Source organism: Pseudonocardia benzenivorans CB1190, from assembly GCF_000196675.2.
Classification (GTDB): Bacteria; Actinomycetota; Actinomycetes; order Mycobacteriales; family Pseudonocardiaceae; genus Pseudonocardia; species Pseudonocardia benzenivorans.
Genome location: NC_015312.1, coordinates 1,023,085 through 1,035,766, shown reverse-complemented (window position 1 = coordinate 1,035,766; position 12,682 = coordinate 1,023,085). Strand labels below are relative to the sequence as shown.

The 12,682-nt window shown below is 73.8% G+C and carries 12 protein-coding genes; 10 read left to right on the top strand and 2 right to left on the bottom strand.

Features of this window, described 5'->3' with window-relative positions; translation table 11 throughout:
- The first annotated feature begins 31 nt into the window (after positions 1-31).
- Both PSED_RS04995 and PSED_RS04990 read left to right on the top strand, forming a co-directional pair.
- A complete protein-coding gene (locus PSED_RS04995) occupies positions 32-1,663 on the top strand; it encodes a CocE/NonD family hydrolase (protein ID WP_063821935.1) in 1,632 nt (543 codons plus the stop codon).
- Between the two features lie 350 nt (positions 1,664-2,013).
- Complete coding sequence (locus tag PSED_RS04990; RefSeq protein WP_013673164.1) at positions 2,014-3,285, top strand: FUSC family protein; 1,272 nt, start codon at positions 2,014-2,016, stop codon at positions 3,283-3,285.
- 68 nt (positions 3,286-3,353) lie between these two features.
- On the opposite strand, the gene ychF is transcribed toward PSED_RS04990, so the two are convergent.
- Positions 3,354-4,427, bottom strand: coding sequence for a redox-regulated ATPase YchF (ychF, locus tag PSED_RS04985; RefSeq protein ID WP_013673163.1), 1,074 nt, complete (start codon positions 4,425-4,427; stop codon positions 3,354-3,356).
- Positions 4,428-4,586: 159 nt separating this feature from the next.
- Between ychF and PSED_RS04980 the strand changes: the two genes are divergently transcribed.
- The 5 genes from PSED_RS04980 (at position 4,587) to PSED_RS04960 (ending at position 9,519) form a co-directional block, all read left to right on the top strand.
- Positions 4,587-5,027, top strand: coding sequence for a hypothetical protein (locus tag PSED_RS04980; protein ID WP_143770364.1), 441 nt, complete (start codon positions 4,587-4,589; stop codon positions 5,025-5,027).
- Positions 5,028-5,091: 64 nt separating this feature from the next.
- Complete coding sequence (locus PSED_RS04975; protein WP_143770362.1) at positions 5,092-6,585, top strand: AlkA N-terminal domain-containing protein; 1,494 nt, start codon at positions 5,092-5,094, stop codon at positions 6,583-6,585.
- Positions 6,582-7,076 carry a methylated-DNA--[protein]-cysteine S-methyltransferase gene (locus tag PSED_RS04970; protein WP_013673160.1) on the top strand — a complete coding sequence of 165 codons (495 nt, stop codon included), beginning with the start codon at positions 6,582-6,584 and terminating at the stop codon, positions 7,074-7,076. The genes PSED_RS04975 and PSED_RS04970 overlap by 4 nt, the downstream gene beginning before the upstream one ends.
- Positions 7,077-7,228: 152 nt before the next feature.
- Positions 7,229-8,776 (top strand): DNA recombination protein RmuC, encoded by a 1,548-nt coding sequence (locus PSED_RS04965; RefSeq protein ID WP_233899300.1) that lies wholly within the window; start codon positions 7,229-7,231, stop codon positions 8,774-8,776.
- Positions 8,773-9,519, top strand: coding sequence for a DUF6542 domain-containing protein (locus PSED_RS04960; RefSeq protein WP_143770360.1), 747 nt, complete (start codon positions 8,773-8,775; stop codon positions 9,517-9,519). Before PSED_RS04965 ends, PSED_RS04960 begins: the two co-directional genes overlap by 4 nt.
- Here the strand turns inward: PSED_RS04960 and PSED_RS04955 are convergent.
- Positions 9,449-10,408, bottom strand: a complete 960-nt coding sequence (locus tag PSED_RS04955; RefSeq protein ID WP_013673157.1) for a 4-hydroxy-3-methylbut-2-enyl diphosphate reductase — start codon at positions 10,406-10,408, stop codon at positions 9,449-9,451. The genes PSED_RS04960 and PSED_RS04955 overlap by 71 nt on opposite strands.
- Positions 10,409-10,541: 133 nt before the next feature.
- Here PSED_RS04955 and PSED_RS04950 point away from each other — a divergent pair, with 133 nt between their 5' ends.
- Genes PSED_RS04950 through PSED_RS04940 form a run of 3 tightly spaced genes read left to right on the top strand, consistent with a single transcriptional unit; the run spans position 10,542 to position 12,681 of the window.
- Positions 10,542-11,192, top strand: a complete 651-nt coding sequence (locus tag PSED_RS04950) for a lipid droplet-associated protein (RefSeq protein WP_013673156.1) — start codon at positions 10,542-10,544, stop codon at positions 11,190-11,192.
- A complete protein-coding gene (gene xseA / locus PSED_RS04945) occupies positions 11,189-12,460 on the top strand; it encodes an exodeoxyribonuclease VII large subunit (RefSeq protein ID WP_013673155.1) in 1,272 nt (423 codons plus the stop codon). The genes PSED_RS04950 and xseA overlap by 4 nt, the downstream gene beginning before the upstream one ends.
- Complete coding sequence (locus tag PSED_RS04940) at positions 12,457-12,681, top strand: exodeoxyribonuclease VII small subunit (RefSeq protein WP_013673154.1); 225 nt, start codon at positions 12,457-12,459, stop codon at positions 12,679-12,681. The genes xseA and PSED_RS04940 overlap by 4 nt, the downstream gene beginning before the upstream one ends.
- The last annotated feature ends 1 nt before the right edge of the window (position 12,682 follow it).

Genomic DNA, 12,682 nt, shown 5'->3' with positions numbered 1-12,682 from the left:
TTCGGACGCAGCGACCATGGCACCGGTCCGGATGTCCTACACACATATGCCGCCTGGGGCGCCCGCCGAGCGCGCCCAGCAGTTCATGGTCCGCATGCGGGACGGCATCCGGTTGGCGACCGACGTCTACCTGCCGGACGTCGACGGTCCGGTGCCGGCGGTCCTGATCCGCCTGCCCTACGACAAGAACGGCCGGTTCGTGCGCATCGACGTGCTCGCCGACGCGCTGCTCGAACGTGGGTACGCGTTGGTCGCCCAGGACTGCCGGGGGAAGTTCCGGTCGGAGGGCGAGACGTTCCCGTGGATCAGCGAGGCGCACGACGGCTACGACACCATCGACTGGATCGCGAGCCGACCCTGGTCGAACGGCCGGGTCGGCATGACCGGCCACTCCTACACGGGCTACACGCAGTGGGCCGCCCTGTCGACCAACCATCCTGCGTTGCGTGCGATCGCACCGCGCGGCACCAACACCGCCCTCGGCTCCCCGCTGATGACGCCGAACGAGCCGGAGTGGTCGTTCCCCTTCCAGTACGTCATGGACTTCTACGCTGTCCGGGACTGGATGCTGCCGGAGACGGCCCACGACTGGGGTCGTCGACCGCTGGCCGAGGCGTTCGAGGCGGTCGTGGACCAGCTGGGGGTTCGGCCACCGGCGATGGACATGTATCTCTCGTCCGAATCGCCGTCGCAGCAACAACGCTTCCCCGACGGACACCCCCTGGCCGCGAAGCCGGTCCCGGTGCTGCTCTCGCTCGGGCTGTACGACCAGTACTGCGCTGCGGAGGCGCTGCGCCACGACTACCCGACCATGGTGGCAGACCCTGCGTGGCGGCCGCTCGTCCACCTGCGGCTCGGACCGCACGACCACATGGACTTCCGGCTCGACGACCGCCCGGGGCCGACGCAGGCAGGCGAGCTCAGCGTGGCGCAGATCCGTTCCTGGTTCGACGGCGAACTGCAGTTCTTCGACCGGTACCTCAAGGCGGACGGCGCGGTGGAGCCACCGGCTCCCGTCGAGTACCAGCTCGCGCACAGCGCCGAGGTGCGCCGGACCGTCAGCTGGCCGCCGCCGGAGGCGACCCACCAGGTGCTGCACCTTGTCGACGGTCCGACCCGGCGACTCGTGGAGCGGCCGGCGACTGCGACCGGCCCGATCTCGTGGGTCCACGACCCCGACATGCTCGTGCCGACGGCCGCGACGTCGTGGTCGTCTTTCGTCGCGGAGTGGCCGGACTTCCGCGAGTACGTGAACCGGCCGGACGTGCTGATGTTCCGCGCCGATCCACAGGACCGACACCTCGAGCTGGCCGGCCCCGTCACGTTCCACGGTCAGGTGTCGACGACCGGCCCCGCGATGGACCTGTTCGCACATCTGCTCGATCTCGAGCCGGACGGCGCGGTCCGGTCCATCTCCCGCGGTCAGCAGCGGCTGGTGGCCGCCGAACCGACAGACCTGACCATGTCCGTCGGACAGGCCGGCTACGTCGTGCGGCCGGGCCACTCCTTGCTGCTGATGCTGTGCAGCAGCGACTACCCCGACTTCATCCCGCTCACCGGAACCGACGAGCGCTGGTGGTCCGCGACGTCGATGCGCTCCACGACGCAGACACTGGACATCGGCGGCGATGCCGGAGCACGGCTGGAGCTCACCGTCCTCTGACGGAGCAGGGCCCGGCGTTCGACGACGCCCACGGACTCGGCTCGCGCCGCGCGGGCGGGCGGATCGTCCCGGCTGCAGCGCGACGGGCGAGGCATGACAATCACGGCCGTGGACGTCGTGGTCTGCCCTGCCTGGTCCTCGTGTTGGTGCTCGGCGGCGGGTTCGCCCGCCGGTGAGGCCGCCACGGTGACACTGCACCGAGGGCGGGTCCGCGACCTGCCCGGGCGGGGAGAGCGCGGCAGGCCCTTCCCTCGCCGCGGTCCGGGCCGGGCTGCCGTTCGTCGGGGCGGGCTGGGCCGGCGCGATCGTCGCCGCACGGTGCGAGCGCGTGCTCGTCGACGGACCGGTCCGTGATCGCCGGGCGCAGGGCGACGGTGGCGTCGTTCGTCCGAGGTCGCCGGCCCCGTTACGACGAGCTCGGGCGGCGCGTCGGCAGGCCCGGGCTGCGCCTGGCGAAGACGACGATCGCCGCGACCCTGGCCTACGTCGTGGCCGACTGGATCGGGACCAGCACCGGGCCGGTGCTCGCGCCCCTGACCGCGCTGCTCGTGGTCCAGGTGACGATGTACCAGACCGTCACCCAGAGTGTGCAACGCGTGGCGAGCGTGCTCGCCGGGGTGCTGGTCGCCGTCGCCGTGGCCCATTTCGTCGGGTTGACCTGGTGGAGCCTCGCCGGGGTGGTCGCCGTCTCGCTGCTGCTCGGTGGCCTGCTCCGCCTGGGGCCGCACCTGCTCGAACTGCCCATCAGCGCGATGCTCGTGCTCGCCGTCGGAGGCGCACCCGCCGTCGCCGGCAGCAGGATCTACGAGACCCTCATCGGCGCCGCGGCCGGTGCGCTGGTCAACGTGGTGATCGCCCCACCGCTGTACCTGCAGCCGGCCGGGGAGGCGTTGGGTGAGCTGGCCGATCGGATGGCCCGCTTCACCGACGCCCTGGCCACGGCCCTGCGCAGCACCTGGTCCCGGGCCGACGCGGACCGTTGGCTCGACGACGCCCGGGCGTTGGGCCGTGAGGTGGCGCTGGCCGACCGGAACCTCGCCCGGGCCGAGGAGAGCACCCGGCTGAACCCGCGGGCGGCTCGCATCCGGCAGGAGCAGCCGCGGCTGCGGACCGCGCTCACCGGTCTGGACCGCACCTACCTGGCGGTGCGTGAGCTGTGCCGCGCCCTACTGGACAGGACCTACTTCGTCCCGGCCGAGGAGCAGACCACCGCGTACGACGACGACGTACGCACCGCACTCGCCGCGTTCCTCGACACCGTGGCCGACGCGGTACGCACGGTCGGGTCCTATGCCTCGACGACCCGGCCGGTCCCGCGCGACGCCCTCGGGCTCGAGGCCCACCTCGAGGAGCTGCGGCGGCGCCGCGACCGTCTCAGCACGCTGTTGCTCGTCGACCCGCACACCGATCCGGCCGCCTGGGAGCAACACGGAGCCCTGCTGACCGCGGTCGACCGGATGCGCGTGGAGGTCGAGGCAGCAGCCCGACCTTCCGAGCGATCATGGCGCCCGCCCGTGCTCGCCGAGCGGCAACGCGAGACCTTCCGGCGGTTGCGTCGCAACCGGAGGCGGCGCAGCCCCCGGCCACCGACGTCCGAACGACCCGAGCCCCCTCCGCCGTGATCCGCCGGTCGACAGCTCCCGCCAACCGTGCGGAGCGTCCGGGGCCGAGGAGCCCGTCGAGATTCCGCCTACACGTTGAACCGGAACTCGACGACGTCGCCGTCGGCCATCACGTAGTCCTTGCCCTCCATGCGCACCTTGCCGGCGGCCTTGGCGGCGTTCATGGAACCGGCCGCGACGAGGTCGTCGTAGGAGACGATCTCGGCCTTGATGAACCCGCGCTCGAAGTCGGTGTGGATGACGCCCGCGGCCTGGGGGGCGGTGGCGCCCTGCTTGATCGTCCAGGCCCGGGCCTCCTTCGGTCCCGCGGTCAGATAGGTCTGCAGGCCGAGGGTGTGGAAGCCGGCCCGGGCGAGGGAGTAGAGGCCGGGCTCGGGCTGGCCGATCGACTCCAGCAGCTCGCGGGCGGATTCCTCGTCGAGCTCGAGCAGCTCGGACTCGACCTTCGCGTCGAGGAAGACGGCGTCCGCGGGGGCGACGAGGTCGGCGAGCTCCTTGCGCCTGGCGTCGTCGGTGAGGACGCTCTCGTCGGCGTTGAAGACGTAGAGGAACGGCTTGGTGGTGAGCAGCGTCAGCTCGCGCAGGGGTTCCTTGTCGACGCCTGCGGCGAAGAGCGTCTTCCCGCTGTTGAGGATCTCGACGGCGGCCTCGGCGGCCTCCAGGACGGCGCGGCGGTCCTTCTGCATCCGCGCCTCCTTGGTGAGGCGCGGGACGGCCTTCTCCAGCGTCTGGAGGTCGGCGAGGATCAGCTCGGTGGCGATCGTCTCGATGTCGGCGGCGGGGTCGACCTTGCCCTCGACGTGCACGACGTCGTCGTCGGAGAACACGCGCACGACCTGGCAGATGGCGTCGGACTCGCGGATGTTGGCGAGGAACTTGTTGCCGAGCCCGGCGCCCTCGGAGGCACCCTTGACGATGCCCGCGATGTCGACGAACGACACGGTGGCGGGGACGATCTTGGCCGACGAGTGGATCTCGGCCAGCTTGTCCAGCCTCGGGTCGGGCAGCGGGACGACGCCGACGTTGGGTTCGATCGTCGCGAAGGGGTAGTTCGCGGCGAGCACGTCGTTGCGGGTCAGCGCGTTGAACAGGGTCGACTTACCGACGTTCGGCAGGCCGACGATGCCGAGGGTGAGGGACACGACCGACCAGCGTAGTCGCACCGCCGCGCGAGGTCGCGACACCGCCGGTCGCCGTACCCCTGATGATCCGAAAAGGCTAACGTCGGCGCGGTTCCGGGCGATGGACCCGGTGAGGCCGCCGGGGTGTGGCCGGTCCCGTCGTCGGCGAAGGTGGTCCTGGTGCGGTTCCCGAGTCCTCGTGCGGCCCTCACCGCGGCCGTGACGGCGTCGCTGTCGCTCGGCGCGGTCACCGCGGTCGCGATGGCGGGCAGCCCGGCGGGCCCGGTGGCGTTGCCGCGCTTCGCGTCGTCGGCTCCCGGGACGTCCGTGGCCACGTTCCCCACGTTCGACGACGCGATCCCGCCGGTCCCGCTGCCCGACCTCGGCGCGGCAGCCGCACCGCCCGCCCCGGTGCCGACCACCCGTGCGCCCGCACCACGCCGGGCGACGACCGCGCCGCCCGCGACCCGCGACGCCGCACCGACGACGCACGCCGACCGGCCGACCGTCACCCGACCGCGGGACGACACGCGCGGCGGGCCCCGCCGCGGTCAGGACGACAACATCCGGACGGCGTGCGCGCTCGGCTACCTCTCGGGTCCCATCTGCGAGCGCGACTGACGCAGGGACGTCCGTGTCCGATTCCCGCCGGAACGGGCCGGGCGGGACTGGCACGATCGACGTCGTGCTCCTCAACCAGGACCTCTGCTACCGCGCGGTGACCTCGCGCGACGCGCGGTTCGACGGCCAGTTCGTCACCGCGGTGCGGACGACCGGAATCTATTGCCGCCCTTCGTGTCCCGCGACGACCCCGTTGCGCCGCAACGTCGAGTTCCTGACGACGGCCGCCGCCGCCCAGCAGCGCGGCTACCGCGCGTGCCGACGCTGCCTGCCCGATGCCGTGCCCGGTTCGCCGGAGTGGGACTGCCGTGCCGATCTCGCCGGCCGAGCGATGCGGCTGATCGGCGACGGGCTCGTCGAACGGGAGGGCGTGCCCGGGCTCGCGAGGGCGCTCGGCTACTCGGAGCGCCAGCTCAACCGCGTCCTGACGGCCGAGCTCGGCGCGGGCCCGCTCGCGCTGGCGAGGGCACACCGCGCGCACACCGCACGACTTCTCGTCGAGACGACGAGCCTGCCCATGGCCGACGTCGCGTTCGCCGCGGGCTTCGCCAGCGTCCGGCAGTTCAACGACACCGTCCGCGCCGTCTACGCGGTGCCGCCGCGGACGTTGCGCGCGGACGCGGCCCGTCGCGGCGGCGAGCGGCTCACCCCGGTCGCGGGCGCGCTGGTGCTACGGCTGCCCCACCGCCTCCCGTTCGACGCGGAGGGGTTGCTCGACCACCTGCGCCACAGGGCGATCGCCGGCGTGGAGGAGGTCGTCGGCAGCTGCTACCGGCGCACGCTGCGACTCCCGCACGGTCCGGCGACGGTGGCGCTCGACCTGTCGGCGCCGCCCGGGGCCCGGCACGTCACGGCGACGCTACGGCCCGTCGACCCGCGTGACGTCGGCCCCGCCGTCGCACGCATCCGCAGACTGCTGGACCTGGACGCCGACCCGGTCGCCGTCGACATCGCACTGGCCGCCGATCCCGCGCTCGCGCCGTCGGTCGGGGCCGTGCCGGGAATCCGGGTCGCCGGCACGGTCGACCCGGTCGAGCTCGTCGTGCGGACGGTCCTGGGCCAGCAGGTGTCGGTCAGCGGCGCCCGGACGGCCGCGTCGCGCCTCGTCGCGGAGCTCGGCGAGCCGCTCCCGGAGCAGTGGGACGGTCCGGGCCTGCTCTTCCCGACGGCGGAGGCGCTCGCCGAGCGCGCGGCCGACGTCGTGAGCGGGCCGGCCAGGCGGACGGCGACGCTCGTCGGGCTGGCCTCGGCGATCGCGAGCGGCGACCTCGTGCTCGACGCGGGCCGCGAGCCCGCCGCGCTGCGCGCCGACCTGCTCGCGCAGCCCGGGGTGGGCCCGTGGACGGCCGGCTACCTGGCCATGCGTCTGCTCGGCGACCCCGACGAGCTGCTCGCCGAGGACCTCGCCGTCCGTCGCGGGGCCGCCGCGCTGGGCCTGCCCTCGGACATCCCCGCGCTGACCGCCCACGCCGAACGGTGGCGGCCCTGGCGGTCCTACGCGGCCACCCACCTCTGGCGGGCATCGGTTCCCGCCGCCCGCACGAAGGAGACGTCATGAACGCGTGGTCCACCATCGACACCCGGATCGGACCGTTCACCGCGGTCGTCGCCGACGACGGCGCCGTCCTGGCCTCCGGCTGGACCGGCGACGTCGACGACCTCCTGCCGCTGATCCACCCGTCGCTGCGCCCCGCCGACGCGCGCGCCGTGCCGGACCTGGGTCCCGTCGGCAAGGCCGTCCTCGCATACCACGAGGGCGACCTCGGTGTCATCGACGCCGTGCCGGTGCGGCAGCGCTCCGGCCCGTTCCTCGAGCACGCCTGGGACGTGCTGCGGACCGTTCCCGCGGGCGGCCCGGTGACCTACACGGAGTACGCCACGCTGTCCGGGCGCCCGGCGGCGATCCGCGCCGCCGCATCGGCCTGCGCGCGCAACGCGGCCGCGCTGTTCGTGCCCTGCCACCGGGTCCTGCGACTCGACGGCAGCCTCGGCGGCTTCCGGTGGGGGCTGCCGGTGAAGCGCGCGCTCATCGCACACGAGGCCGGCTGACGCTCGTGCATTGAGGGCGCGACGGTCCGAAGTCGACGATTCGACCGTTTGTTCGACCGCTCGCCGATCCGTCTCGGCCTCTTGCCGTACACCCTGTCGGGTGGTCGGCGTGGCACGCCGGTTCTGTCGGAGCGCGGGTGCACCCTGGGGCCGTGGATCTCGTCACCGCCGTGAACGTGCTGCTCATCGGCCTGCTCGTGGGCCTGGTGGCGGGCTTCGGCGTGGCGTGGCTGTTCCTGGGCTCGCGGCACAAGGTGGCGGCGGCGGAGGCGGCCCGCCGCGTCGCGGAAGTGTCGGCGACGGCGCGGGCCGACACGGCGGCTCTGCGCGCCGAGCGGGCCGCGCTGCTCGAGCGTGTCGAGGAGCTGTCCGAGGAGGTCGACACCGCCTCGGAGCGCCTGCGCCGCGCGGAGAGCGAGGCCGCCGCGCACGGTGCGGCCCTGCGCAGCGAGCGCGAGGCCGGCGCGGCCCGCGAGGAGCTCCTGCTGCGGCGCGACGCCGAGCTCAAGGAGGCGTTCCGGTCGCTGTCGGCAGATGCGTTGGCGCGCAACAACGAGCACTTCGTCGCGCTGGCGGAGGGTCGGATCAAGGAGGCCACGGCGGCGCTGTCCGCGAAGGCCGCGGGCGACGAGGCGGCCCGCGCCGCGGCGCTCGACAAGCTGATCGACCCGATGACGGCCACGCTCGCCCGGGTCGAGGGCCAGCTGCGGGCCGTGGAGAAGGACCGCGAGTCGGCCTACGCCGGGCTGCGCGAGCAGGTCATCGCGATGCACCGGTCGTCGGAGAAGCTGCAGAGCGAGACCCGGCAGCTGGTCAGCGCGCTGCGGGCGCCGCAGGTCCGCGGCCGCTGGGGCGAGCTGCAGCTGGAACGCATCGTGCAGCTCGCCGGCATGGTCGAGCACTGCGACTTCGACACCCAGGTCACCGGAACCGGCACGGGCGGCGACGCCGACGGCGGCGTCCGTCCCGACATGGTCGTGCACCTGGCGGGCGACAAGCAGATCGTCGTCGACGCGAAGGTGCCGTTCGCCGCCTACCTCGACGCGGTCGAGACCCGCGATCCCGAGGTGCACGCCGAGCGGCTCGCCGCGCACGCCCGCCAGCTGCGCCAGCACGTGGACTCGTTGTCCGCCAAGGCGTACTGGGCGGCGTTCGAGCCGTCGCCGGAGTTCGTCGTGCTCTTCGTGCCGGGCGACCCGTTCCTCGAGGCGGCCCTGCAGTCCGACCCGTCGTTGCTCGAGCACGCGTTCGCGCGCAACGTCGTGATCGCCACCCCGACGACGTTGATCGCGCTGCTGCGCACCGTCGCCTACACCTGGCGGCAGGAAGCGTTGGCGCGCAACGCTGCCCAGGTCCACCAGCTCGGCAGGGAGCTGCACTCGCGGCTCGCGACGATGGGCAACCACGTGGCCAAGCTGGGCCGCAGTCTCGACACGGCCATCACCAGCTACAACCAGACGGTGTCGTCGCTGGAATCACGGGTCCTCGTCACCGCCCGCAAGCTCACCGAGCTCAAGGTCGCCGACGACGACCTGGCCGCCCCCGGCCAGGTCGACCGCGCCCCGCGCACCGTCGCCGCCCCCGAACTCGTCGCGTCGGCCGCGGACTCCCTGATCGCGTTACATCAGCTCGAACGGGAGATCGTCGGCCCGCATGCCGACGACGACGAGGACGACGCCCCGGCTACCGTGACGGGGTGACATCACCTCGCCCGGCGGGCGCCGTCCGCCACCCGGGGCGTCCCGGCCAGGGGCGGTCCGGCGGGTCCGGTTCGCAGGGGCAGTGGCCGATGCCCGACCGGTCGATCATCGGCACGGTGCTGGGCATCCCGCCGGTCGCGGCGCTGGGCGTCGCCGTGGCGTTCACCGGGCTGGGCGTGCTGATCGACGTCCTGCGGTCGGGTACCGCGGGGATCGTCTTCAAGGTCGGGTTCTTCACCGGCTGCCTGCTCGCGGTGATGTGGGTGCGCCGCCGCAGCCTGTTCCTGCCGATCGTGCAGCCGCCGCTGCTGGTCGCGGTGCTCGTCCCGGTGATGGTGCTGCTGGTCGGGCCGTCGCGCTCCGGCGGCGGGACGACCGAGACGCTGCTGCTCGTCGGGGCCCCGCTGATCAACTCGTTCCCCACGATGGCCACCACCACAGCGGTCGTCGTCGGTATCGGGATCGGGCGGCTCCTGTTGCAGCGCAACGACGACCCCGAGCTTCGGCTCGGCAGGCTCGCCGGCCGCGACCGGGCTGCGCAGGGCCGAGGCGGCCCCGCGGGCCGGGCCCCGGGACGTCGGGAGCCGAAGCCGACCGTCGCGGAGGAGGCCCGCCGGCGGGCTCGCGAGAAGCGCCTGGAGGCCGAACGTGCAGGCCGCGAGGGCGGCCGGGTCAGCGACCCGCGCGGCTCGGGCGGAGCTCGCGGGGAAGGGCGAACGTCAAGGTCTCCTCGGCAGTCGTGATCTCCTCGACCTCGCCGAACCCGTGCTCGCCCAGGTGCTCGAGCACGCCGCGGACGAGGACCTCGGGGACCGAGGCACCACTGGTGACCCCGACCGTCGTCACGCCCTCGAGCCAGCTCTCGTCGATCTGGCGGGCGTAGTCGATCAGGTACGACGCCCCGGCGCCCGCGGCGAGGGCGACCTCGACGAGCCGCACCGAGTTCGACGAGTTGGCCGACCCCACGACCAGCACGAGATCGCAGTGCGGGGCCATCGCCTTCACCGCGATCTGGCGGTTCTGCGTGGCGTAGCAGATGTCGTCGCTCGGCGGGTTCTGCAGCGTCGGGAAGCGCTCCCGCAGCGCGGCAACGGTTTCCATCGTCTCGTCGACGCTCAGCGTGGTCTGCGAGAGCCAGACGACCTTGTCGGGGTCGCGCACCGTCACCGACGCGACGTCGGCCGCGCTGTCGACGAGCTGGACGTTGCCGGGCGCCTCGCCCGAGGTGCCCTCGACCTCCTCGTGGCCGCGGTGACCGACGAGCAGGATGTCGTAGTCCTCGCGGGCGAACCGCTTGACCTCACCGTGGACCTTGGTGACCAGCGGGCAGGTCGCGTCGATCGTGCGCAGCTCGCGGTCCTCGGCCTGCTGGCGGACCGCGGGCGAGACCCCGTGCGCGGAGAACACGACGATAGAGCCGGGCGGCACCTCGTCGGTCTCGTCGACGAAGATCGCGCCGCGCTCGGTCAGCGTCTCGACGACATGGACGTTGTGCACGATCTGCTTGCGGACGTAGACGGGAGCCCCGTGCTGCTCCAACGCCTTCTCGACCGCCTCGACGGCCCGGTCCACGCCCGCGCAGTACCCGCGCGGCTTGGCGAGCAGGATTCGCTTGGTCTCGGCTCGGGACATGCCACCAGCGTACGGCGGTGTCGGGCGACGGGCCGCCCGACGTGACCCACGCCGTCACCCGTCGGGGCCGTGCCGAAGGGGCGCAGCCACTCCCCCAGGTGACGGCCCCGGCGGCGCAGGGGATGATGCGGGCATGAAGCCGCTGCCGATGCCGGTGCGGATCGCCGCCGGCCTTGTCGCCACCGCCGTCGAGCAGGCCCGCGACCTGCCTCGTCTCGTCACCGAGCTGCCCGTGACGGCCGTCAGCCAGGCGCTGCAGGTGTCGATGAGGGTGCAGCAGCGGGTGACCGAGCTGGCCATCAAGGGCGACCGCGCGCTCGGCGCGCTGCGACCGGTGCCCGAGACCCCGAGCTGGGCGACCTTCGACGACGAGGAACCGGCGACCGTGAACGGCGCGTCGGTGACGTCGATGCGCGGGCGGGCCACGTTCGACGACGACACCGAAGACGACGACACCGAACCGGCGGCGGGGTCGACGGGTGGGACGACGGGCGAGTTGACGGGCGGGTCGACGTTGCCCGCCGACCCGGAGGACCCGATCGTCGCCGCCGACCCGGCGACCGAGGTCGCCGCCGAGACGATCCGCGACGCGGCCGCCGAGGACGACGGCCCGGCCGTCCTCCCCGGGTACGCCGGTATGACGATCCCGCAGCTGCGCGGGCGCCTGCGGGCGCTCGACGTCGACGAGCTGCGCGCCCTGCTGCAGTGGGAGATCAGCCACGGCAACCGCCCGCCCTACGTGACGATGCTCGGGAACCGCATCGTCACCATGACCGAGGGGTGAGCGACGCCCCGACGTCCCCGGAGTCGCCCTGGCCGGTCCGGACGGTCGCCCGCAAGATCGCCGAGTGGGTCGACCGGCTGGGCGCGGTCTGGGTGGAGGGCCAGCTCGCGCAGGTCACCGCGCGGCCCGGGACCGGCACGGCGTTCCTGACGCTGCGCGATCCCGCCGCCGACGTCTCCCTGCAGCTCACCTGCCCGGTCGGGCTGGTTCGCGAGGGCGGTCCCGCCGTCACCGAGGGCAACCGTGTCGTCGTGCACGGCAAGCCGTCGTTCTTCCTGGGGCGCGGCACGCTGAGCCTGCGCGTCGACCGGATCCAGGCCGTCGGCCTCGGTGAGCTGCTGGCGCGCATCGAGCGGCTGCGCCGACTGCTGGCCGCCGAGGGCCTGTTCGACGTCGCGCGCAAGCGCCCGCTGCCGTTCCTGCCCGGGCGCATCGGGCTGATCACGGGGCGGGCGTCGGCGGCCGAGCACGACGTCGTGTCCAATGCGACGGCGCGCTGGCCGTCGGTGCGGTTCCGGATCGAGCACACCGCCACGCAGGGGGCGCTCGCGGTGCCACAGATCGTCGAGGCGCTGGGCGTGCTCGACCGGGACCCGGACGTCGACGTCATCGTGCTGGCCCGCGGCGGCGGCAGCGTCGAGGACCTGCTGCCGTTCTCCGACGAGACGCTGTGCCGCGCGGTCGCCGATGCCCGCACGCCCGTCGTCTCCGCGATCGGGCACGAACCCGACACCCCGCTCGTCGACCACGTCGCCGACCTGCGCTGTTCCACGCCCACCGAGGCCGGGCGCCGGCTCGTGCCCGACCTCGCCGAGGAGAGCGCGCGGATCTCCGGGCTGCGCGACCGCGCGCGGCGCGCCCTGCACGGCTGGGTCGACCGCGAGCAGCGGCTGCTCGTCGCGCTGCGCGCCCGGCCGGTGCTGGCGGACCCGTTGGGCGGCCTGCAGGTTCGGCACGAGGAGCTGGAACGCCTGCGGGAGCGGACCCACGCCGCCCTCGACCGGGGGCTCGCCGCGCGGGCCACCGAGATCGAGCACCTGCGCGCCCGGCTGACCACGCTCGGCCCCGCGGCGACGCTGGCCCGCGGCTATGCCGTCGTGCAGCGGGTGCCCGACGGCGAGGCCGCCGACCGGGGTGTGGCCTGGCCGGTGCTGCGGTCGGCGGGCGAGGTCGGCGAGGGTGACCGGCTGCGCATCCGGGTCGCCGACGGCGCGGTCGCGGCCCGCGTCGAACCGGCGACGGCGGCCGGGCAGGATGGCGCGTCATGAGCGACGCACGGCCCCCGGTCGAGAGCCTCGGCTACGAGCAGGCCCGCGACGAGCTGGCCGAGGTCGTCCGCACCCTGGAGGTCGGCGGCCTCGGGCTCGACGAGTCCGTGGCGCTGTGGGAGCGCGGCGAGGCGCTGGCCCGCCGCTGCGAGGAGCAGCTGGCGGGAGCGCGCGAGCGCGTCGAGAAGGCCCTGGACGAGGCCCGCGAGCACGACCGGTGAG

What these genes read in the sequence shown, in the direction of transcription:
- PSED_RS04995 (WP_063821935.1), top strand. Translation starts at nt 32, where the DNA reads ATGTCCTACACACATATGCCGCCTGGGGCGCCCGCCGAGCGCGCCCAG.
- PSED_RS04970 (WP_013673160.1), top strand. Translation starts at nt 6,582, where the DNA reads ATGAACGCGTGGTCCACCATCGACACCCGGATCGGACCGTTCACCGCG.
- PSED_RS04955 (WP_013673157.1), bottom strand. Translation starts at nt 10,408, where the DNA reads ATGTCCCGAGCCGAGACCAAGCGAATCCTGCTCGCCAAGCCGCGCGGG.
- PSED_RS04950 (WP_013673156.1), top strand. Translation starts at nt 10,542, where the DNA reads ATGAAGCCGCTGCCGATGCCGGTGCGGATCGCCGCCGGCCTTGTCGCC.
- PSED_RS04940 (WP_013673154.1), top strand. Translation starts at nt 12,457, where the DNA reads ATGAGCGACGCACGGCCCCCGGTCGAGAGCCTCGGCTACGAGCAGGCC.